The organism is Ruegeria sp. HKCCD6428, assembly GCF_013110595.1.
GTDB lineage: Bacteria > Pseudomonadota > Alphaproteobacteria > Rhodobacterales > Rhodobacteraceae > Ruegeria.
This window is the reverse complement of record NZ_WVQX01000009.1, coordinates 40,933-62,015: the sequence shown is the minus strand read 5'-3', so window position 1 is coordinate 62,015 and position 21,083 is coordinate 40,933. Positions and strand designations below refer to the sequence as shown.

The 21,083-nt window shown below is 59.6% G+C and carries 22 protein-coding genes, 1 other RNA gene and 1 riboswitch; of the genes, 9 read left to right on the top strand and 14 right to left on the bottom strand.

The window, feature by feature from the left end; all coding sequences use genetic code 11:
- Positions 1 to 28: 28 nt before the first annotated feature.
- The 3 genes from pta to GS620_RS17655 all read right to left on the bottom strand — a co-directional run bounded on the left by pta (position 29) and on the right by GS620_RS17655 (position 4,420).
- Entirely contained in the window at positions 29 to 1,036 is a 1,008-nt protein-coding gene (pta, locus tag GS620_RS17665) for a phosphate acetyltransferase (RefSeq protein ID WP_171617221.1), read from the bottom strand.
- Between the two features lie 22 nt (positions 1,037 to 1,058).
- Positions 1,059 to 2,834: a sulfoacetaldehyde acetyltransferase gene (gene xsc / locus GS620_RS17660; protein ID WP_171617219.1), complete on the bottom strand. Its 1,776-nt coding sequence runs from the start codon at positions 2,832 to 2,834 to the stop codon at positions 1,059 to 1,061.
- A gap of 125 nt (positions 2,835 to 2,959) precedes the next feature.
- Positions 2,960 to 4,420, bottom strand: a complete 1,461-nt coding sequence (locus GS620_RS17655; protein ID WP_171119873.1) for a PLP-dependent aminotransferase family protein — start codon at positions 4,418 to 4,420, stop codon at positions 2,960 to 2,962.
- Positions 4,421 to 4,553: 133 nt separating this feature from the next.
- Here GS620_RS17655 and GS620_RS17650 point away from each other — a divergent pair, with 133 nt between their 5' ends.
- Together GS620_RS17650 and GS620_RS17645 are read left to right on the top strand one after the other, a co-directional pair.
- Positions 4,554 to 4,862, top strand: coding sequence for a helix-turn-helix transcriptional regulator (locus tag GS620_RS17650; RefSeq protein WP_171207031.1), 309 nt, complete (start codon positions 4,554 to 4,556; stop codon positions 4,860 to 4,862).
- The gene (locus tag GS620_RS17645) at positions 4,855 to 5,886 is read left to right on the top strand and encodes a permease (RefSeq protein WP_171617217.1); all 1,032 of its coding nucleotides are present in this window, start codon (positions 4,855 to 4,857) and stop codon (positions 5,884 to 5,886) included. The genes GS620_RS17650 and GS620_RS17645 overlap by 8 nt, the downstream gene beginning before the upstream one ends.
- A gap of 56 nt (positions 5,887 to 5,942) precedes the next feature.
- Here the strand turns inward: GS620_RS17645 and GS620_RS17640 are convergent, their stop codons facing one another.
- Positions 5,943 to 6,332, bottom strand: coding sequence for a hypothetical protein (locus GS620_RS17640; protein WP_152459212.1), 390 nt, complete (start codon positions 6,330 to 6,332; stop codon positions 5,943 to 5,945).
- A 51-nt stretch (positions 6,333 to 6,383) separates the two neighbouring features.
- A complete protein-coding gene (locus tag GS620_RS17635; RefSeq protein ID WP_171617215.1) occupies positions 6,384 to 7,145 on the bottom strand; it encodes a DUF1013 domain-containing protein in 762 nt (253 codons plus the stop codon).
- 130 nt (positions 7,146 to 7,275) lie between these two features.
- Here GS620_RS17635 and GS620_RS17630 point away from each other — a divergent pair, with 130 nt between their 5' ends.
- Complete coding sequence (locus GS620_RS17630; protein ID WP_171617213.1) at positions 7,276 to 7,917, top strand: ribonuclease T2; 642 nt, start codon at positions 7,276 to 7,278, stop codon at positions 7,915 to 7,917.
- Here the strand turns inward: GS620_RS17630 and GS620_RS17625 are convergent.
- Entirely contained in the window at positions 7,914 to 8,402 is a 489-nt protein-coding gene (locus GS620_RS17625) for a hypothetical protein (protein ID WP_171617210.1), read from the bottom strand. The two genes, GS620_RS17630 and GS620_RS17625, sit on opposite strands and share 4 nt — an antisense overlap.
- Before the next feature lie 206 nt (positions 8,403 to 8,608).
- Here GS620_RS17625 and GS620_RS17620 point away from each other — a divergent pair, with 206 nt between their 5' ends.
- Positions 8,609 to 9,106 (top strand): lactoylglutathione lyase family protein, encoded by a 498-nt coding sequence (locus GS620_RS17620; protein WP_152459208.1) that lies wholly within the window; start codon positions 8,609 to 8,611, stop codon positions 9,104 to 9,106.
- Positions 9,107 to 9,175: 69 nt separating this feature from the next.
- Here the strand turns inward: GS620_RS17620 and recR are convergent, their stop codons facing one another.
- From recR to GS620_RS17605, 3 genes are all read right to left on the bottom strand, one after another.
- The gene (recR, locus tag GS620_RS17615; protein WP_171617208.1) at positions 9,176 to 9,769 is read right to left on the bottom strand and encodes a recombination mediator RecR; all 594 of its coding nucleotides are present in this window, start codon (positions 9,767 to 9,769) and stop codon (positions 9,176 to 9,178) included.
- Between the two features lie 61 nt (positions 9,770 to 9,830).
- Positions 9,831 to 10,184, bottom strand: coding sequence for a YbaB/EbfC family nucleoid-associated protein (locus GS620_RS17610; RefSeq protein WP_170347293.1), 354 nt, complete (start codon positions 10,182 to 10,184; stop codon positions 9,831 to 9,833).
- Positions 10,185 to 10,584: 400 nt separating this feature from the next.
- Complete coding sequence (locus GS620_RS17605; RefSeq protein WP_171617206.1) at positions 10,585 to 12,348, bottom strand: DNA polymerase III subunit gamma/tau; 1,764 nt, start codon at positions 12,346 to 12,348, stop codon at positions 10,585 to 10,587.
- 170 nt (positions 12,349 to 12,518) lie between these two features.
- Here GS620_RS17605 and GS620_RS17600 point away from each other — a divergent pair, with 170 nt between their 5' ends.
- Positions 12,519 to 13,031 (top strand): dual specificity protein phosphatase family protein, encoded by a 513-nt coding sequence (locus GS620_RS17600; protein WP_152459204.1) that lies wholly within the window; start codon positions 12,519 to 12,521, stop codon positions 13,029 to 13,031.
- Here the strand turns inward: GS620_RS17600 and GS620_RS17595 are convergent.
- Positions 13,023 to 13,430 carry a hypothetical protein gene (locus GS620_RS17595; protein ID WP_171172574.1) on the bottom strand — a complete coding sequence of 136 codons (408 nt, stop codon included), beginning with the start codon at positions 13,428 to 13,430 and terminating at the stop codon, positions 13,023 to 13,025. The genes GS620_RS17600 and GS620_RS17595 overlap by 9 nt on opposite strands.
- A gap of 90 nt (positions 13,431 to 13,520) precedes the next feature.
- Positions 13,521 to 13,743, bottom strand: a riboswitch (cobalamin riboswitch).
- A gap of 70 nt (positions 13,744 to 13,813) precedes the next feature.
- Between GS620_RS17595 and GS620_RS17590 the strand changes: the two genes are divergently transcribed.
- The gene (locus GS620_RS17590; RefSeq protein WP_371809825.1) at positions 13,814 to 14,734 is read left to right on the top strand and encodes a hypothetical protein; all 921 of its coding nucleotides are present in this window, start codon (positions 13,814 to 13,816) and stop codon (positions 14,732 to 14,734) included.
- Between the two features lie 39 nt (positions 14,735 to 14,773).
- Here the strand turns inward: GS620_RS17590 and rsgA are convergent, their stop codons facing one another.
- The 3 genes from rsgA to GS620_RS17575 form a co-directional block, all read right to left on the bottom strand.
- A complete protein-coding gene (gene rsgA, locus GS620_RS17585; RefSeq protein ID WP_253283983.1) occupies positions 14,774 to 15,850 on the bottom strand; it encodes a ribosome small subunit-dependent GTPase A in 1,077 nt (358 codons plus the stop codon).
- Between the two features lie 107 nt (positions 15,851 to 15,957).
- Positions 15,958 to 16,056, bottom strand: an RNA gene (ffs, locus tag GS620_RS17580) — signal recognition particle sRNA small type.
- 39 nt (positions 16,057 to 16,095) lie between these two features.
- Complete coding sequence (locus GS620_RS17575) at positions 16,096 to 17,964, bottom strand: bifunctional 2',3'-cyclic-nucleotide 2'-phosphodiesterase/3'-nucleotidase (protein WP_371809823.1); 1,869 nt, start codon at positions 17,962 to 17,964, stop codon at positions 16,096 to 16,098.
- Between the two features lie 182 nt (positions 17,965 to 18,146).
- Here GS620_RS17575 and nudC point away from each other — a divergent pair, with 182 nt between their 5' ends.
- From nudC to GS620_RS17560, 3 genes are read left to right on the top strand one after another with little or no spacing between them, the layout of a single operon-like run.
- Complete coding sequence (nudC, locus tag GS620_RS17570) at positions 18,147 to 19,130, top strand: NAD(+) diphosphatase (protein WP_171617204.1); 984 nt, start codon at positions 18,147 to 18,149, stop codon at positions 19,128 to 19,130.
- Positions 19,131 to 19,167: 37 nt separating this feature from the next.
- Positions 19,168 to 19,635 (top strand): SRPBCC family protein, encoded by a 468-nt coding sequence (locus GS620_RS17565; protein WP_152459201.1) that lies wholly within the window; start codon positions 19,168 to 19,170, stop codon positions 19,633 to 19,635.
- Between the two features lie 47 nt (positions 19,636 to 19,682).
- The gene (locus GS620_RS17560; protein ID WP_171364674.1) at positions 19,683 to 20,225 is read left to right on the top strand and encodes a chloramphenicol phosphotransferase CPT family protein; all 543 of its coding nucleotides are present in this window, start codon (positions 19,683 to 19,685) and stop codon (positions 20,223 to 20,225) included.
- Positions 20,226 to 20,229: 4 nt separating this feature from the next.
- Here GS620_RS17560 and GS620_RS17555 read toward each other — a convergent pair whose 3' ends face one another.
- Entirely contained in the window at positions 20,230 to 21,063 is an 834-nt protein-coding gene (locus GS620_RS17555; RefSeq protein WP_152459200.1) for a prephenate dehydratase, read from the bottom strand.
- Between the last annotated feature and the right edge of the window lie 20 nt (positions 21,064 to 21,083).

Sequence of the window (21,083 nt, the reverse complement as noted above, 5' to 3'; positions counted from 1 at the left end):
GTTCTGGAAACGACGTGAGTTCTGAGTTTTATTCCCTGATAGCTTGCAGTGCCGTCACGGCGATCATCTGGGTCACATCTTCGGCGCTGCATCCGCGGGAAAGATCATTGGCGGGTCGGGCCAGCCCCTGCAAAACCGGGCCGATCGCGGTGTAACCCCCCAGTCGTTGCGTGATCTTGTAGCCGATATTGCCCGCGTCGAGATTGGGAAAGATCATCACGTTGGCCTGACCAGCGACCGAAGATCCGGGCGATTTGCGATCCCCGACCGAGGGCACGAAGGCCGCGTCGAACTGAAGCTCGCCGTCGACCTCGAGATCCGGGGAACTTTGGCGCAGTGTTTCAGTGGCCTCGATCACCTTATCTACGTCGGGATGCTTTGCGCTGCCCTTGGTCGAAAAGCTGAGCATGGCGATCTTGGGGTCTACCCGCAGCAGTGCCCGCGCCGATCTGGCCGAGGCGACGGCAATTTTGCTCAACTCGTCAGCGCTGGGATCGATGACCAGGCCGCAGTCCGAATAGAGCATCGCCCGCGCTCCGGGCTGAGCGTTTTCCGGCGGGTACATCAGGAAAAAGGATGAAACCATTCCGGCATCTGGGGCCATGCCGATCACCTGAATGGCCGCGCGTACAATGTCTCCGGTCGTGTGAACGGCACCACCTACGGTTCCAGTGGCCCGCCCGCTGCGTACCAGCATGGCGGCATAGACAGGCGGTGTTTCAACGGTGGCACGGGCTTTGGCCGGATCGACGCCCTTGTGTTGGCGCAGTTCAAAATAGGTTTGGGCAAATTCCTCGGTCAGGTCCGAGGTTGCCGGGTCGTGAACCATGACGCCGTCAGAGCGAGCGGCATTCTGGTTCTTGAGGGCGGCTTCGACCTCGGCTTGTGGACCGACCAGAATGACATCGGCCAGTCCGGCCTGGTGGGCGGCCAGCGCCCCCGCAACGACGCGGGGATCACTGCCTTCGCATAAAGAAATCACAGGGCTCGAGGCCGGGGCGTTCTGACGCAACAGTTCAATTGGTGTCATTGTCATACGCTCTGGCCTCGTCCTTTGATCACGCTTCCTGAGCTTTCATGTCGTCTGCCGAGATTCCTGCGACGGCGACGGGTTTTTTCATTGCGTCGCGGCGGAAGGGTTCGCCGAGCTCCTGGTTGATCAGGGCTTCGATCAGCGTGGTGATGCCGTTCTTCTGATCCTCGATCGCCTGGTTCAGCGCTGCGGTCAGCTCGTCCTGGGTGCGGGCCACGACGCCCTTCAGGCCACAGGCCTGCGCGATACCGGCGTAAGACACTTTGGTATCCAGTTCGGTGCCGACGAAATTGTCGTCGAACCACAGGGTCGAGTTGCGCTTTTCCGCGCCCCACTGATAGTTGCGGAAGACGATCTGGGTCACGGCAGGCCATTCCTCACGCCCGATGGCGGTCAGTTCGTTCACCGCGATGCCGAAGGCGCCGTCACCGGCAAAGCCCACGACCGGCACGTCCGGGCAGCCGATCTTGGCGCCGACGATGGCCGGCAGGCCATAGCCACAGGGCCCGAACAGGCCCGGTGCCAGGTATTTGCGGCCCGCCTCGAAGGACGGATAGGCGTTGCCGATGGCGCAGTTGTTGCCGATATCCGAGCTGATGATCGCCTCTTTCGGCAGCGCCGCCTGAATGGCGCGCCACGCCATGCGGGGGCTCATCCAGTCGGGCTTGGCCGCGCGGGCGCGCTGGTTCCAGGTGGTGCCCGGATCATCATCCTCGTGGTCCATGCTGCTCAGCTGCTGGGCCCAGCGGGACTTTTTCTCGGCGATCTTCGCCTTGCGCGCGTCGCGGCCCTCGTCGCCCGCGGTGTCGCTCAGCTGGTTCAGGATGCCGGTCGCCACCTTGGCCGCGTCACCCACGATGCCCACGGTGACCTTCTTGGTCAGGCCGATCCGGTCGGGGTTGATGTCGACCTGGATGATCTTGGCCTCGGCCGGCCAGTATTCCATGCCATAGCCCGGCAGGGTCGAGAACGGGTTCAGACGGGTGCCGAGGCACAGAACAACATCGGCCTCGCTGATCAGCTCCATCCCGGCTTTCGAACCGTTATAGCCCAGCGGACCGGCAAACAGAGGGTGGCTGCCGGGGAAGGCGTCGTTGTGCTGATAGCCCACGCAGACCGGCGCATCCAGGCGCTCGGCCAGCGCCTTCGAGGCCTCGATCCCGCCCTTGGACAGAACCACGCCCGCACCGTTCAGGATCACCGGGTTCTTGGCGTTCGACAGCAGTTCAGCCGCCTGCGCCACGGCGGTTTCGCCGCCCGCGGGGCGTTCGAAATCGACGATGGCGGGCAGATCAACATCAACCACCTGGGTCCACATGTCACGCGGGATGTTGATCTGGGCCGGGGCGCTGGCGCGCTTGGCTTTCATGATCACGCGGTTCAGAACTTCGGTGACACGTGTCGGATCGCGGACCTCTTCCTGATAGGCGACCATGTCTTCGAACAGCTTCATCTGCTCGACTTCCTGGAAACCGCCCTGACCGATGGTCTTGTTCGCCGCCTGCGGCGTCACCAGCAGCAGCGGGGTGTGGTTCCAGTAGGCCGTCTTCACCGCCGTCACGAAGTTGGTGATGCCCGGGCCGTTCTGCGCGATCATCATCGACATCTTGCCGGTGGCGCGGGTATAGCCGTCGGCCATCATGCCGGCCGAGCCTTCATGCGCACAGTCCCAGAACATGATCCCGGCCTTCGGGAACAAGTCCGAGATCGGCATCATCGCAGATCCAATGATCCCGAACGCATGCTCGATCCCGTGCATCTGCAAAACCTTAACAAACGCCTCTTCCGTCGTCATCTTCATGTGGGTGCTCTCCAAACAAGAGTGAGTGAAACCGGGCACTGTGCCCGGCGTTTGATATGGTTTTGGCGCAAGGGTGCGACCTGCGTTAGGGCCAAAACGAAAGCCGGATTAGGTCCAGATGAGGCTCAAACGGCCCGAATTGCGTCGGCGATCAGTTTCACGCCGGGCGCGATGCGGTCTGTTGGAATTGAGGAATAGCCCAAGCGATAGAAATTTTGTGGCCTGTCCGGCCCCGAGAAGAACGGTGCGCCCGGCTCAATGTGAACACTCTGGTTTTGCAGCCTTAATGCCAGTTGAGTTGTGTCGATGTGCTCAGGGGCTGACATCCACATTGAAGAGCCGCCAATCACACCCCGTCCAGCCACGGTCAGCCCACTTTCCGCGATGGCTTCGTCCATCGCGTCGCGCCGTTCTTGCAAGGCCTTCGACATACGCCGAATTTGCGCGTCGTAATGGCCCAACGACAGGAAATACGCCGCCGTGCGCTGAATGTGGCCCGGCGGGTGGCGCAGAACCAAGGAGCGCAGCGCGCGCGCCTCGCGGATAAAGGGCTCTGAGCCGACCATGTATCCAAGTCGCAATCCTGGAAACAGCGACTTGGAAAAACTGCCGACATAAATCACGCGCCCATCCCGATCCATGGATTTCAGCGCCGGCGAAGGGGCGCCTCGGAAGGCCATTTCAAACTCATAGTCATCCTCGACAACCATCGCATCCAGATCGCGTGCTCGGTCCAGCAATTGGTTGCGGCGGTCGATCGGCATCGTTGCGGTTGTCGGGCTTTGATGGCTGGGGGTGGTAAAGATGACGTCCGCTTCGTCGGGAATCGCCTCGGGAGGCAGCCCGTCCCGGTCCACGCTCAAGGGCGTGACCGCGCAATCCCAATGGTTCAGAAGGCTTCGCAGCGCATAGTAACATGGGTCTTCTATGACGGCCGTGCGATTGTGGGTCAGCAAGATGCGCGATGCCAGCCAGAGCGCGTTCTGCGCGCCCAGAGTGATCAGGATCTCTTCGGGGCGGGCTGCGATGCCACGGCGAGGTAGAGTGTGACGGGCAATAAATTCGATCAACAACGGATCATCCTGATCCACGTAATCTCCGGTCAGCGAATCGAAATCCTTGTGTCCCAACGCGCGGACGGCGCATAACCTCCAGTTGGCGTGGTCAAACAAGGTTCGGTCAGCCTGCCCGTAGATGAACGGATAACGGTACTCTCGCCAGTCGCTGGGTTTTGGCAGAACGTCACTGTCCAGAAAGCGGCGCGCCAGCGCCTTGTCCCAGTCAACGGATTCGGTGCCGCGCTGGACAGGCGAATACTTGGGGGGGACAGGTGCGTTTTGCGAAACGTAATACCCGGACCGCCCCTTGGCCGTCAGGTAGTCATTGGCCAAAAGTTCGGTGTAGGCCAACGTCACCGTTATTCGGCTGACACCCAGATGCGCGGCCAGTTTGCGTGACGAAGGGAGTTTTTCTCCGACGTGAAAGCGACCGGACAAGATGCCTTCGGCAATCATCTGCTGGATCTGGGCCTGCAATGTGCCCTGACCATTGAGCTCAAGAAAGAATGTATCGACCGAAATCCCCATGCCTGCTTATAGGGTGGACTTAAGGTCGGGGCAATCTGGACTTACATCGCAGTAACGAAATTTTGTCGGCGGGGTTGACCGGCGAGTTCCTTCGGACTAAATAACTAGAAAACTAGTTAAATGGAGATAGTGGATGTGGGAAGCTGCTGCGGCCGGATTTTCTGCCATGGGCTCTGAAGCTCGGCTGAAAGTCCTCAAGACGCTGGTCCGGGCTGGCAAAGCCGGATTGACCGTTGGCGAGATACAGGACCGGACAGGGATTGCCCCGTCGACCCTGGCCCATCACCTGCGGTTTCTTGCAGCCGGTGGTGTGGTCGAACAGGAAAAGGTCGGTCGAACCACGATCAACCGCGCCAATTACGACGAATTGAGAAATCTGGCGCAATTCATTCTCAGCGAGTGCTGCGCTGACGAAGTTGGAAAGGCTGCGAACGATGGCTGAATTGACACAGAACCCGCGTATGACTGCCAAAGTGGCGCTGGACCTGATCAAGACACCCTGGACGCTGATCGTCGTCATTCTGGCGGCGGTGGCAATCCTGGATCCCGGAAACTTGCCCGAGGTGGTGACATTTGCAGCCAAGGCTCTGGCGCATACAGGGCAATATATTCTGTTTGCAGTGCTTCTGCTGTCTTACCTCAAGTCGACCGGCGCAGAGGTGATGGTGGCGCGTGCCTTTGAGGGGCGCGAAACCCGGATGATCTTTCTGGCTGCCTTGTTCGGTGGTCTTGCACCGTTCTGTTCTTGCGAGGTTATCCCCTTTATTGCGGGTCTTCTGGCCCTTGGTGCGCCGTTGTCCGCAGTCATGGCGTTCTGGCTCAGCTCACCTTTGATCGATCCGCCGACGCTTTTGATTACCGCCGGTGCGCTGGGATGGCCCTTTGCCATCGGCAAGGCTGTTGCGGCGGTTGCGCTTGGCCTGTTCGGCGGGTTCGCGGTTCGGTTGCTGATGCGCAACGGCGCGTTTGCCCAGCCCTTGCGCGAATACAAGCCCGCCGGGTGCTGCGGATGTGTTCCGAAAACGGATGACAAACCGGTCTGGAAATTCTGGCAGGAGCCCGAGCGTCGCGCCCGGTTCCGTTCGGAATTCGTGCACAACGGTCTGTTCCTGTTGAAATGGCTTGCGCTGGCTTATGTGCTGGAGGCGCTTTTGGTAAACTATGTCCCCGCCGACCTGATCGCAGGCTTGGTTGGCGGAGAAGGCGTGCTGCCGATCGTCGTTGCTGCGCTGGTGGGTATGCCGGCATACCTGAACTCCTACGTGGCGCCGCCTTTGCTGGCAGGGTTGATGGAGCAAGGTATGACAGCGGGTGCGGCCATGTCGTTCATGGTTGCCGGTGCCGTCAGTTCCATCCCGGCGATGGCTGCGGTCTGGTCATTGGTCAAACCACGTGTCTTTGCAACCTATCTGACCCTGGGGGTCGGTGGCGCAATCGTGGCTGGTATCATCTTTCAATTGGTTTGAACGCAAAAGCCGCCCGGTGTCACATCGGGCGGCTTTTATCCGTTCGGTTCCGTCGATCAACTACCGTCGCACAGACGTGGCAGTTTGAACCGGTATCGGGCTTCTCCGCTTTCGACGTAAACGCGTTTTTCAATACAGGCCGTCGTGCCCACTGTCTGCGAAATCTGCGCATCTGTGGACGTAATCGATGTGGCGGACCCATCAGGCAAGCGGACCGACGCCACGACGCCGTTCTTCAGATCTCCGTTCACCGGAGTTGCAGACAGAACCGGGACGATCAGAAACGCCTCATGCTCGTGTTCGCCTTCATCCCCCAGCAGAAACAATGTCGTGACGATGGCAATCATGACAACGCCGCCGGCCAGACCAAGCCCCCACGTTTTCAGAAAGGCATAAATCGTGACGGCGCGGTGCGGGCCAAATACCGCAGATAGAACGTTCAGCATGGCAAGTCCGTGAAAAAAGCCCCAGCCGTCATGGCCGAGGCTGTTTGCGCGTTACGGACGAAGATCGTCTTCGTCTTCGTCATCCGCCCCACCCTTGGGCAGGTTGAAAAAGCTGTCTGCGTCGATGATCGGCTCGTCTTCTTTCTCTTCCGGCGGCTCGTCGGACAGCGAGAAGGTTTCCAGACCTTCAATTGCGGTCGGGATTTTCGGCGCTGCGTCCATTTCCAGCGACTGCTCGGTCGAGACCAGCTTGCGACGTTCGTCATCGCTCATCACGCCGCCTTCAGCTGCTTTCTTGGCCGCCGCTTTCTGCACGGCGGTGTCCAGTTCGGACTGTTTGCACAGACCCAGAGCAACAGGATCAATCGGCTGCATGTTGGCGATGTTCCAGTGCGTGCGTTCGCGGATCGACTGGATGGTGGGTTTGGTGGTGCCGACCAGCTTGGCAATCTGGCCGTCGCTGAGTTCCGGGTGGAACTTGACCAGCCACAGGATCGAGTTCGGACGGTCCTGACGTTTCGAAAGCGGCGTGTAACGCGGGCCACGGCGCTTTTCCTCGCCGGCGGCCGATGGGTTGAACTTTAGCTTCAGCTTGTGAAGCGGGTTGTTCTGTGCCGCGTCGATTTCTTCCTGGGTCAACTGGTTGTTGGCGATCGGGTCAAAGCCCTTGACGCCGGCGGCGACGTCACCATCAGCGATACCCTGCACTTCCAACTCGTGCATTCCTACGAAATCCGCGATCTGCTTGAAGCTGATCGTGGTGTTGTCCACCAGCCATACGGCGGTTGCCTTGGCCATAAGCGGTTTTGCCATCAGCCCGTCTCCTATACATACATCTGTCCCGTCGCCGGAATTCGGCGGCCCCTTGGTTTTGGGGCAGGTTTCCGTTGTCGGGGAACTTGGCCCGTATATAGTCGCGCAAAGGCAAGAAGGGAAGAGGCGAATGCGCCAAGGGATTACGGGGCTGGTTTTGTGGATCTTGAGCGCGGTCGCTGCGCTGGCCGAGGGCGAAAAGGCGGGCGAGTTCGATTACTACGTGCTGTCGCTCAGCTGGTCGCCCAACTGGTGCGCCCGCGAAGGTGACGCGCGCGGCTCGGATCAATGTGACGATCGGCATGATCACGGCTGGATACTGCACGGGTTATGGCCACAGTTCCATCAGGGCTGGCCGTCCTACTGCCGTACCCCCGAAAGCCCACCTTCGCGACGCATGACGCGGGAAATGGAGGATATTCAGGGCAGCTCCGGCCTTGCGTGGCATCAATGGAAGAAACACGGCACATGCTCGGGATTGTCGGCATCCGACTACTTTGCCTTGTCCCGGCGGGCTTATGAAGCGGTCAAGCGCCCTGAGGTGCTCCGCAAGCTGGATTCATCCGTCAAACTGCCGGCTTCGGTGGTCGAGGAGGCATTCCTGAAGGCCAACCCGGAGTTGGAGCGCGACATGATCACGATCACCTGCAAACAGGGCTATATCGAAGAAGTCCGCCTGTGCCTGTCCCGCGGTCTTGATCCCGTACCCTGTGGCCGCGACGTGATCCGCGACTGCACCGCCAAGGACGCCCTGTTCGATCCGATTCGTTAAAGCTTTTTGTTCTGGCAGTTCCGCGCATAGTCCAGCGCCTTGGCGGTGCCTTTCAGATCGATGGCCATCACCACTTCACCTGCCGGATTGTAGACGGTCATCGTTTTGTTCTGAGCGATGGCGTTCACAAAGCTCCGGTCGGTGAAAAACACGGTTGCGCCCGGCACGTCGCGTTCGTTGAACCCGATGGCCGTTGCATCATAGCTTTTGCCGTCCAGATCAAAGCGGATCGGATAACTCTCACCCTGTTTAATGTCGCCCCATGCCTTGTTGTACACGGCGAAATACCCACGATTGCCCAACGCATCATAGCCCAGCCGCACCACCGAGAGATCCTGATACACCGTCTGGATCAGGCACCCGTTGCCAAGCGCTGGGTCCATCATGATGTTCCAACCTTCGACAAAGCCCTTGTCCACAAGGTCCTGCGACAGGGCGGCGGTTGCAGTGAACGTGGCGAAGGCGAGGGCGAGAAGGCGGGCCATAACGTATTCCAATCAAAGGGATCAAGTCCGAGGCATTCTACTACGCGCGCACGGAAGGCAAAGCCCCTTTTGCTTTGTAGCGAGTATTTTGTCTCCGGGTCATGACCCGTGCGGCGGGGTGAACCCTGCTATGAAGGCTTGGGAAGCAACTTGAAAACGAATCGCTGTCCAATAGTTTTACGTCTTAGCAGATTAAGGAGCCTTCTATGTCTCAGTTTCCAAGGACTTTTTCACATATCGGGTTGTCTGTTCCCAACGTGGACGAAGCCGTGAAGTTCTATTCCGAGGTCTTGGGTTTTTACGTCATCATGCCGCCCACCGACGTGGTCGAGGATGACTCGGATATTGGCGTTATGTGCACGGATGTTTTTGGCCCGGACTGGAGGAAACTGCGTATCGCGCATCTCGCGACAGCGGACAGGATTGGAATTGAACTCTTCGAGTTTGACGGGAATTACGAGCCTGAAAACAACATCGATTTCCGCAGAAATGGCACGTTTCACTTTTGCATTCAGGACCCTGACGTCGAAGGTCTGGTCGAAAAGATTGTGCAGGCTGGTGGAAAACAGAGGATGCCGATACGGCACTACTATCCCGGAGAAAAGCCTTACCGAATGGTCTATGTTGAAGACCCCTTTGGTATCGTATTCGAAATCTACAGCCACTCGTATGAGCTGACCTACTCGTCTGGTGCATATACCTGAAGCCCTTGGGCCCGCGTTGATACGTGCTGGGGCGATGGCGCAGTTATCGCCCCGATCCTCTGAGGTTAGCTAGATCTCCTTCCGCGCCCGCAGCGCGGCCGTGATCGTCCCGTCGTCCAGATAATCCAGTTCTCCGCCAATCGGCACACCTTGCGCCAGCGAAGTCAGGCGCACCTGCCCCTCCAACTGATCGGCGATGTAATGGGCGGTGGTCTGGCCATCTACGGTGGCGTTCAGCGCCAGGATGACTTCGGAAATCCCTTCGGCCACAACCCGGTCCTTGAGGCGGGGAATGCGCAACTCGTCGGGGCCGATCCCGTCCAGCGCCGACAGCGTGCCGCCCAGAACGTGATAACGGCCCTTGAAGACTCCGGCACGCTCCATCGCCCAGAGGTCGGCGACGTCTTCGACCACACACAGCTCTCCTGTCGCGCGGGCCTCATCGTTGCAGATGTCACAGATATCGGTGGTGCCCACGTTGCCGCAATTCAGGCATTCCCGGGCCGTGATCGCGACCTGCTGCATGGCATCAGACAGGGGCGTCAGCAGCAAGGCACGTTTGCGGATCAGGTGCAGCACAGCGCGGCGGGCCGAGCGCGGGCCCAGGCCCGGCAGTTTGGCCATCAGGTCGATCAGGTTGTCGATGTCGCTGTTCGAACTCATGGCCAATCCTGCTTTGCGCCGGAGGGATCCTCCGGCGGGAGTATTTCAGAAAAGATGAAGCTCAGAACGGCAGCTTGATGTCTGCGGGCAAGCCCATGCTTTCGGTCAGCTTGGCCATTTCTTCCTGCGAACGTTCAGCGGCTTTGGTCTGCGCATCCTTGATGGCGGCTAGGATCAGGTCTTCGACCACTTCCTTGTCATCACCGTTGAAGATGGAGGGGTCGATATCCAGACCTTTGAGTTCACCCTTGGCTGTCGCCGTTGCCTTGACCAGCCCTGCACCGGATTCGCCGACAACCATCATGTTGTTCAGCTCTTCCTGCATTTCGGTCATCTTGGTTTGCAGGTCCTGCGCGGATTTCATCATCTTGGCCATGTCGCCCAGACCGCCAAGCCCGCCGAGTCCTTTCAGCATAGTATTCTCCTGTGTCTCCGTTTGCGCTCTAGATACGGGCAGCAGCCACATGGCACAAGGGTTCTCCCGCCGGTCGGAGGCTCTATCGTTCCGGCCGGTATGTTGATCGGCGCAGGCGTCAGCAGGATCGTGCCGCCCATCTGCGACGCCATATTCGCCTGCAGGTCCGAAAAGCGCAGATCGTCCTTGGCGCGCATATGGCCTGCTGCCGAGACTGATCACACAGGGCAAAGAAAATCTGGGCGTGGTTCGAATGGCTACGCGGCATCCGGATCAGAATTGTCACGGGCCGCCTACCGCTGGCCGGTGTCGCAACAAACGATCTGAGACATGCGGGCGGATGTGTTCGATCGAAACCTCGATCTGTTTCGTTTGAAACAGGGGGTGACGGGCGGTGAGGTCAGTCTTCCTCGAACGGGTCCCACTCGTCTTCAACCTCGGGAAGCGCTTCGGTCTCGACCTTGGCGGCGCGTTGCTCCGGCGTTTCGATCCTGGTGATTTTCGCCTTTGGGAATTGCGCCAGTACCGCCTGCACCAACGGGTGTTTTTCGGCCTCGGATTTCAGAGCCAGCTCGGCCTCGTCCCGTATTTCTGCAATTGTGGGGGCTTCACCGTCCGAGACGATCGAGACAGCCCACCGATTTCCTGTCCAGCGTTGCAGGGCAGAGCCCAACCGTGGCGCCAGATCGGCCGGTGCCTGGGCGGCGGGCGTAAATTCGATTCGCCCGGGTTGATAGGAGACGAGGCGCACGCCGTTTTCCACCTCGACCAGCAACTTCACGTCGCGATTTGTCCGGATCAATTCCACCACGTGATCGAAGGTCGGGTACCGGGCAAGAGCCGTCTGGGAATCCTGCGCCAGGGCTGCAACCGGTGCGCCACCGGCACCGCGAGGGGACGGCGCATAGGTAGGTGGATGGGCCGCGCCAGCCGGCGCCGGACCGGCGCCCTGTCGGGGTATCGAAACGCCGCCATTGGGCCCGCCCGGCGGCGGTGGCGGGGCATCTTGCAACCGTTTGATCAGCTCTTCGGGGCTTGGCAAATCCGCCACATGGGTCAGGCGAATAACGGCCATTTCGGCGGCCATCATGGCGTTGGGGGCTGCCGAGACTTCCTCGAGCGCCTTCAGCAGCATTTGCCACATCCGGGTCAGAACCCGCATCGGCAGAGCCTCGGCCATGTGTTGGCCCCGGGTCCGTTCGTCCGGAGAAACCGTCGGGTCCTGGGCCGCGTCAGGTGTGATCTTTACGACGGACACCCAGTGCGTGATCTCGGCCAGATCGCGCAGCACCGCCAGCGGGTCCGCGCCTTCGGCGTATTGGCCGCTCAACTCGGTAAGTGCTCCGGCGGCATCACCGCGCAGGATCATATCCATAAGGTCCAGAACCCGGCCACGGTCTGCCAGTCCAAGCATTGCACGGACCTGATCGGCGGTCGTCTCGCCAGCCCCGTGCGAAATCGCCTGATCCAGCAACGAGGTCGCATCCCGGGCCGATCCTTCTGCTGCTCGGGTGATCAGCGCCAGCGCGTCTTCGGCGATCTGGGCGTTTTCCGCTTCGGCGATCTTGCGAAGCAGGCCAATCATGTCTTCGGGTTCGATCCGGCGCAGGTCGAAACGCTGGCAGCGGGACAGCACGGTGACAGGGACTTTGCGGATTTCAGTGGTTGCGAAGATGAACTTCACATGCGCGGGCGGTTCTTCCAACGTCTTGAGCAGCGCGTTGAACGCGCTGGTCGAGAGCATATGAACCTCGTCGATGATATAAATCTTGTAACGCGCGCTGGCGGCGCGATAGCGAACACTGTCAATGATCTCGCGGATGTCGTTGACGCCCGTACGGCTGGCGGCGTCCATCTCCATCACGTCGACATGGCGGCCTTCCATGATGGCGACACAATGTTCACACTGACTGCAGGGTTCGGTCGTGGGGCCACCGGTTCCGTCGGGTCCGATGCAGTTCATCCCCTTGGCGATGATCCTTGCGGTCGTGGTTTTGCCGGTGCCGCGAATACCGGTCATGATGAAGGCCTGCGCGATCCGGTCGGCCGCGAACGCGTTTTTCAGGGTGCGCACCATGGCATCCTGACCCACCAGATCGGCAAAGGTTTCCGGGCGATATTTGCGGGCGAGAACCTGATAGGCGGGGCTGGAGCTGTCTGTCATGTCTTCTCGTTGGGATTCGGTGCTTGGGCACAGCGTAGTGGCCACCGTTGCCCGCGTCCACAGCGGGGCGCGATGATTTTTGATTTAGAAACGAGTCGCTTTCGCACTAAACTGCATCAGCGGATTTAATGGCTCATTTTGTAAAGAGTTCTTTGGGGAGGACAGGATTCATGTCGCAGTTGGTGATCTACGCCCTGCAAGTCGGTGGCGGAACGCTGGCGCTGACCTCGATGCCCGGACGCGGCGGAGATTACTCCAGCGATCTGGATATGATCGCAGCCTGGCAGCCGGGGCTTGTTGTTTCGATGACGACGGATGTCGAAATGCTTCAGGACGGGGCGCAGGAATTTGGCAGCGATATTCAAAGCCGCGCCAGCCGATGGGTTCACCTGCCGATCGAAGATTTCGGAGCGCCGACAAAAGCGATTGATGACGCGTGGCCGTCCGTCAGCGCCGCGGCCCGGCACGCGCTTTCCGGCGGAGGTCGCGTATTGGTACACTGCCGCGGGGGATGTGGCAGGTCAGGTATGGTTGTCCTTCGGCTTATGGTCGAATGCGGCGAACGCGCGGACACGGCGCTGCAACGATTGCGGGCGGTGCGCCCTTGCGCCGTCGAAACGGATGCGCAACTGGCCTGGGCCTCTCGGCGCGCCCAGGCACAGGTCAGTCTGGACTCAGATTGAAATCTGCATGGGCGCGCAAGCAGGTTTTCGAGGCCGGATCGTGGAAACTTCGATCATCGCGCAGGGTGGGGTCTTCACGACGCCGGATGGCATCGCACTGAACGTGTTTCCGAAGATCAGGTCGGCATAGCCGTTCAGCGGCTCAATTGCGGTTTCGGGCTGCGTTCCGCAAAAGACACGAATGCTGTCTGATCGCGCGCGGAAAATTGCATGACATCCTTCGGCGCAATGTGACAGCTCGCTGCTGCCCTCAATCTCGAAATCGTCACTTGTGGCCGAGGTCGCCTGGGCCATGGCTTCGGATATCGAGCGCGCCAGCCGCGCCAAAGCGGGACAGGTTTTGCCCGTCCGCTGACATACTGTTGCACTGAATTCATGTGTTTTTGTCTTCCAGATCATCCTGCGCCCTCCGCGCTTGGTGGACAGGATATTGGGGACAGGTGGAACAGCGTGATGCCGTCAGGACCTGCCCGGACACCCCGCCCGAGTTTCGGTTTCGTTTCCGATGGCAGGTCTCCTGACTTGCGGGTCATCGCTTTGCCGACCTTCCCAGCCTTCGGGGCCAGTGGTGTTTCGGCATCGCTTACCGCTTACAGTTGCGGGGGCAGTCGCGGATTTGGTTGTTGCCTGCATGACCAGACATTACCGCACCGTGTTCCCTTTTCATCCCGACCCCTTGTGGAGGCCGGAAACCATCACACAACCGCTAGCGTTTGAGCACGCATCGAGTCAAGCCGATCTTTTGACCGGACGCTTGGTCATGCTGGATACGGTGTCGGTTCATGCATAGTGTCGAGGGCGTTGAGGTTCGGAAACCGGATTTACCAAGCCCAAAGCCAGAGATCATGTTGGACACAGAGCAAACGGTATTGACCGAAGAGTTTTGCTTTCCGTCCGGGCAGAAAACACTGTCTGCACGGTTGTACAGCCCGCTGACCTCGCCCGAAATCGTCGTCGTGCTGAACAGTGCAACGGGTGTGCCGCGCGATTATTACCGTCATTTCGCACGATGGCTTGCTGCCGAGCAGGGTATGGCCTGCCTGACCTATGACTATCGCGATTACGGGCATTCCTTGACTGGCCGCCTGAAAGACTCGCGTGCGACCATGGCGGATTGGGCCTTGATCGACATGCCCGCGGCACGGGCGGAAATGCGCAGACGGTTTCCCGATTCGCAGCATTGGACCATCGGTCATTCGATCGGCGCGATGTTGGGGCCTGTGCAGCCGGATATCGATCTGATTGACCGGATGATCTGTGTGTGTTCGGGGCTGGTAACCCTAAGCGACCATCCATGGCCCTATCGTGGTTTGGCAGGATTGTTCTGGTATGGTCATGCGCCGCTTTTGGCCCGAGCCCTTGGCTACCTTCCCGGAAAGGCGATCGGGTTCGGCTCGGATCTGCCGGCATCGGTCTATTGGCAGTGGCGCAAATGGTGTACCGCGCCTTTGAATTATGTGCCTGAAATCGGGCATGAGTTACCTGCGGCGCAGTGGAAGGATTCTGGAACGCCCGTGGATTTGTTCACCTTCGAGGACGACCAGATGGTGCCGCCGGAAGCGGTTTGGCGGCTTGCGGATCTTTACGGCCCCGATGCCAACCGCCACCTGCTGAGCCCCGCCGATTTCGGGTTGCCCGAGGTTGGTCATATCGGAGCATTTGCCCGGCGCAATGCAGCGGTTTGGCCGCGACTGATCGCTTGATCAGACGCGGCGCAGAACGGGCCAGGCCCCGTCCAACAATCACCGGTTGCGAAGTTTCTTTTCCTTTATGACGCCACGGACCATCTTGCCGAACGCTTTGTCCCGCGCCCGGGACTGCGCGACGGTTTCAGAATTGCGCTGATCTTCGCGCCGAAGCTTGCGCCACCGGTCCAATCGAGCCGGATCAAGCGTGCCGTGGCTGATCGCCTCTTGCACGGCACATCCGGGCTCGGAGCTGTGCTGGCAATCCGAAAAACGGCAGTCCCGGCTCAACTCGACAAGGTCCGAGAAAACGTCGTCGATCCCGTCCTGAGCGTCCAGCAGGCGCAACGCGCGCATTCCGGGTGTATCGATCAACCAGCCGCCGTTGCGCATCCGGTGCAATGCGCGTGCGGTCGTCGTGTGTCGGCCCCGCGCGTCATCCTCGCGAATGTCCGAGGTGGCAAGATCCTGATCGGTCATGGTATTGGCAAGTGTCGTCTTGCCAACGCCCGACGAACCAACCACGGCTCCGGTCTGGCTTTTGGGGCACCAGGACAGAACCTTTTCAACCTCTGCCGGGTCCAGCGCGTTGATCGCCAGAACCGTCAGGAACGGGTCCAGTGATTGCACCTGTCCCGAGAAACTGTCAGGGTCCGCCGATTTGTCGGCCTTTGTCAGAACGACGACCGGGTAACACCCGGCCTGATGCGCAAGCGCCAGATATCGTTCCAGCCGGGGCAGGTTGAAATCGGCATTGCACGAACTGACGATGAACAACACATCGACATTGGCTGCGATCAGTTGCATTGCGGCGCCTGTACCGGCGGCGCGTCGGTGCAGCAGGCTGCGCCGGTCGAGCAAATGGCGCACGCGTTTGTCGTCATCGGCGAGAACCCAATCGCCAACGGCATAGCTGCCGGTCGTTTGATCGGGGGTCAGCAACGGGACTTCGCCGTCAGGGTTCAGCCCGATCAGGCGGTCCCGATGAACGGAAGTGATGCGAAAAGGTGTGCAGGAAGGATAAGCCGCGTGTTGCGCAGCAAAGTGAGAGGACCATCCCAGGTCCGAAAGTGCAAGAAACATTGGTTTGCCTGTCGTCAGAAACAGCACTCCCGACGGATGGCGATCGCTCATCCCCGGGTCATGTGTTCAGGCAGTCAGTCGATACCGTGAGGTCAGAACCGTGCTGCCCGAAGGGTCTTTGCTACAATCATAAAGCCCTCCTGCGGCCAAGGTTCGTAAAGTGAGAGGTTGGACATCGACCCAAGCGGGGCTCGTTGTGGCTGCTTCCTTCCGGACCTGACCAGGTTGGCGAGGCGCTCGCCCGCGCCAACCTCTCGACTCTGGATATAGGGAAGGCTTCGGCAAAAGACAACCCGTCAGAGCGTCAGCCGAATGCGTGCAAAACCGTTTTCGTCAGGTTCCAGAATCTTGGGGGCAAACCTGTTCAATTCGTCGACATACTTCAAAGCACCGGGGCCGGTCCGAAGAATGGTCGTCACCCCCGATTTCGGCATCAGAGAGAACGGATAAGGTTGTCGGGCCAATGGGTCGGGTGGCAGGCGGTGCGTCATGTAATCCCGCAAAATGTCCCGGATATCCAGCGGGGGCAGATCGATGGCCGGGGCCGATGACACATGCGGGAAATGTCCGCCCCCGCTTGCGCGATAATTATCGAGCGCAACGACAAATGCCTGATCGGGTTGCACGGCCTGGCCTGCGCAAGTCAGATGATGCACCCGCCTGTGGCCGGGATGGATCATTTGCCCCCCGACATCGTAACGCGCCGGTTGCGACGGGTCGATCTGATAGGACAGGCCAAAGATGACATCGAAATTGTATCCCGCCCGATCCCGGTCGAACAGCTCTGCCTCGGCGTCGGGGAATTGTTGGTTGAATGCGCTGGCCGACATCTCCAACCACTCCAGCAGCTGCGCGCCCGTGATCTGAACCGCGCGCAACTCGTTGGGAAAGACATGCAGGTCCGCCACGTGACGCAGACAGATTTCACCGGGCGGCACGTCCGTATAGTGCCTGGGGCCAGAGCGTCCGCCGCATTTGGCCGGTGACGCGGCTGACAACAGCGGCAGCTCTGCAAGCGTGGTGCCGTGTAAGAAAGGGCGCAACGCGGCTGCCTGTGCGGCTGCCACAAGCGTCAATCCACGATCCGGCGCACAGAAACTGAAATGGCTGTGCAATGTGTCCGAGACGCGCGCAACGGGCGCGGCCATGTCCTGACGGGTCTGCTGATGTGCGGGTTCAACCAGATGCGCGATTTCCAAATCTTCGCCAATCGCGGTGCCGTCCACCGAAACCAGGCGCAATTCGGCGTGGCTGTCGACAACGCGCTGCCTCGACTCGTGCTGTAGGGTAACGACCAGATCGATTACTCCAAGATATGCGCCTGCCGAGCCGGGCATGACAACCGGCGTTCCATGCACCAGCCCTTTCACGTAATCCACATTCGGGGTTTGCGCGCCGGTGCGTGCGGGAAGGGTCAGGTGAGTGTGCCCGGCGACAACAGCGTCGATGCCCTCGATCGCGGCCAGGGGAATAACGGCATTTTCAGTGTCGGTCGCTGCGTCCGGGTGTCCAAGCCCGGAATGGGCGAGCGCCACGATCAGATCGCACCCCTTTTCGCGCAAGATACGCGTCAGGGACCGTGCCGCGACAACGATGTCGTCCGCCGCTACGGTTTCGTTCAGATTGTGTTCTTCCCAACGCGTCGTCTGCGGCGGCAGAACCGAAAACACGCCGACGCGAATGGGCACATCCTTGTTTCCCACTCTCACGACACGGTCAAGGATCGTAAAACGCTGCCATGATTGTTGTTCTCCGGACCGATGAAGATTGCCGCACAGAACCGGGCACGGGGCTTGTGCAAGGGTCTTGTCCAATGTCGGCAGCCCGAACCCGAAATCATGGTTGCCCAGACCAATCGCATCATAGTCCAGCGCCTTGAATGCCTGCATCATCGGGTGGGGATTGTCGTTCCGAACGGCCCATTCGCCCATCGGCGTTCCCTGGAGCGAATCCCCGTTGTCGAAAATCAGCACCAGCGCGTCTGTGGCCTCGTGTCGGGCCTTGCGGATCAGGCTGGCGGTGCGTGTCAGCCCAAGCGTCGGGTCCGGTGTGTCCGCGTAATAGTCAAAACCGGTCAGATGCATGTGCAGGTCGGAGGTGGCAAGAATACGAATACGCCCACGGTCTTTTGTGGGTTGAACCTGCGTCGATGGGTTTTGCTTCACTTTTTTTGTTCTGCTTTTGAATGTGGTAATGGGCTAAAATCATCAAAGCGCAGTCTAGATGATTTTTCCGAGGCCGCCATGCGGCTTTTCGGCGGCGCGTCTCTGCGTTTTGCGTCTTGAATTGCCATTGCAACAGGGCCTGAGACATGGCAGCCCTGTGCGCAAGACCAGAAGGAATTCCAATGAAAAACGCAGAGCAGGTGACTTTCGGTGGCTCGGGCCTGAATCGGGCAGCGCATCTTCGTGGGGATTCAGAGAAGCTGGCCGAGATGGCGCGCGACCCTGCTGCGCGATGCATATTGCTGTGGCGAGGCAAGCTTTTGGTCGTGGGCGCGGCGCTGGATCAGCTTGCCCTGACGCAGATGACTCACCCGCTGGTCAGCGATGGCCCCGGCGGCGTGATCGAAGCACCGGTTTTTCTGGGCCTGAGCGCAGAGGGCGCACCCCTGTTTGCTGCGGATATCTCGGCCTGGGCGGCAGAGGGATTGGATCTGACCGGCCTGGGAGAGTTCGTGGACAGATCCGAACAGCAGCACCCGGATTTGCCTGAAGGGCATGTTTTCGCCGAGCTTCGCCGGATCATGGCGCGATTGTCGCCTCGTGATGCCGAACTCGCCGCATCCGCCAAGGCGGTTGTCGGTTGGCACGAAACACATCGCTTCTGCGCTCGCTGCGGCGCAGCCAGCGATATGTCGCAAGCGGGATGGCAGCGCAGTTGCCCGTCATGCGGCGGGCAACATTTTCCGCGCACGGATCCGGTTGTGATCATGCTGATTACGCATGGGGACAATGTGCTTATGGGGCGGTCTCCGGGTTGGCCCGAGGGCATGTTTTCCTTGCTGGCGGGATTTGTCGAACCCGGCGAAACGCTCGAAGCGGCGGTGCGTCGCGAAGTGATGGAAGAGGCAGGCGTACCTGTTGGTGCGGTGTCTTACCTGTCCAGCCAGCCCTGGCCGTTCCCGGCATCCCTGATGTTCGGATGCGCCGGCGAGGCCCTGTCGCGCGACATCGTTATCGATCCGGTCGAGATCGAAGAGGCGATGTGGGTCAGCAAATCCGAAATGATGCAGGCATTTGCCGGCGAACATCCCCGGTTGTTGCCGGCTCGCAAGGGAGCTATCGCTCATTTTCTGCTTCAGAACTGGCTTGCGGATACGCTGGACTGAGGAAAAACTGGTGAAGCCATAAACAGCAAAGGTCATTATGCAGTTTTCAGCGCGCGAAGATATCGAAGCCCCGATCAATTCGGTGTTCGACATGGTGTCGGATTTCGAAAGGTTCGAACGTATGGCGATGCGTCGTGGTATCGACGTGCGGCGTCTGGAGGCTGATGCAATGGTGGTTGCCGGCACTGAATGGAAAACCGAATTCAAGTTGCGTGGAAAGCCGCGCCAGATGTCGGTGGTGATGACGGATTACGACAAGCCGTCGCAAATGCGGTTTGAGGCGGCCAGCAAAGGGATGACCGGCCTGACGACAGTTGATTTTCTGGCCCTGTCTCCGCGCCGGACACGCCTGAGCATCGAGATGTCCTTGGCCGCAAAGTCCTTGCCCGCGCGGTTGCTGTTGCAGTCCATGAAGCTTGGACAGTCAAAGTTCCGCAAGCAATTCCAGCTGCGGTTCAGCGAGTTTGCGCGTGAACTGGAGCAGCGTCACCTGCACGGGGCGTGAACGGGGTCTGCTGGGCTGATCGGGGCAAGGATTGGAAAAAACCTCGGATGTCGCACATTATTTTTCTGCATGGTGCATCAAGCAGCGGAAAATCGACAATCGCGCAGGCTTTGCAACAGAAGATGGCGAAGCCATTCTGGCATATCTCGATCGATCACCTGCGCGATTGTGGTGTTCTGCCGCTGGATCGCTATCGCCGTGGCGAGTTCGATTGGTCCGACGACCGATCGGCAGTCTTTGATGGGTTTCATCAGTCGCTGGCCGCCTACGCGGCCTCGGGCAACAATCTGATTTTGGAACATATTCTGGATACGCCGGGGTGGGACAGAGATTTGCGCGACCTTTTCCGCCCGTTTGATGTTCTGTTCGTGGCTGTCCATTGCCCGGTTCCCGAGTTGAACGCGCGCGAACGATTGCGCGGCGACCGCCCGGTGGGAAGCGCCCAACGGGACCAATCCATGATCCATGCTGGTAGAGTTTACGATATCGAGATTGATTCGATGGACGGCATTGAGACCAACGTGAAGGCAATTCTTCAGGCATGGCGCAGTGACCTGCGCCAATCGGAATTCAACCAGTCTTTCGCGTGACCTGTCAGCCGCGAGGATGGGCCGCAGGGTAGACGCCAAGAACCTCGACATTGGTCGTGAAGTGTTCCAGTTCGTCCATTGCCAGCTGCACGTTGCGGTCTTCGGGATGTCCAACGATATCCGCATAAAACTGCGTTGCAGTGAAGGACCCGTCGACCATATAGCTTTCCAGCTTGGTCATGTTGATCCCGTTGGTGGCAAAGCCACCCATGGCCTTGTACAGCGCGGCCGGGATGTTGCGGACCTGAAACACGAAGCTGGTGATCATTTCATACTCACCCCGACGTGACAGATCCGCCTCTCGTGACATGACAAGAAAACGGGTCGTGTTGTCGTCATTGTCCTCGATATGGCGGGCCAGCACGTTCAGATCGTAGATTTCAGCCGCAAGCTCGCTGGCCAGAGCGGCGGAATGCAAATCCCCGATTTCGGCCACTTCGCGCGCGGCGCGGGCATTGTCGGGACTGACACGGCCGCGAATACCGTGTTCTTTCAGAAAGCCGGAACATTGCGGCAGCAGCACCAGATGCGAATGCGCTTCGGTGATGTCTTCCAGTTTTGCGCCGGGTACACCAAGAAGGTTGATGTGAACACGCACGAACGCTTCATCGATGATGTGAAGCCCGCTATGGGGCAACAGCCGGTGAATATCGGCAACCCGACCATAGGTCGTATTTTCGACCGGCAGCATCGCCAGATCGGCCGCGCCCGAGCGAACTGATTCGATCACATCCTCGAATGTGCGGCAGGGCAGGGCCTCCATTTCGGGTCGTGCGTTGCGGCAGGCCTCGTGACTGTAGGCGCCGGGTTCGCCCTGAAAAGCAATGCGATTGGTCATTTGGTCGATTCCATGCAACA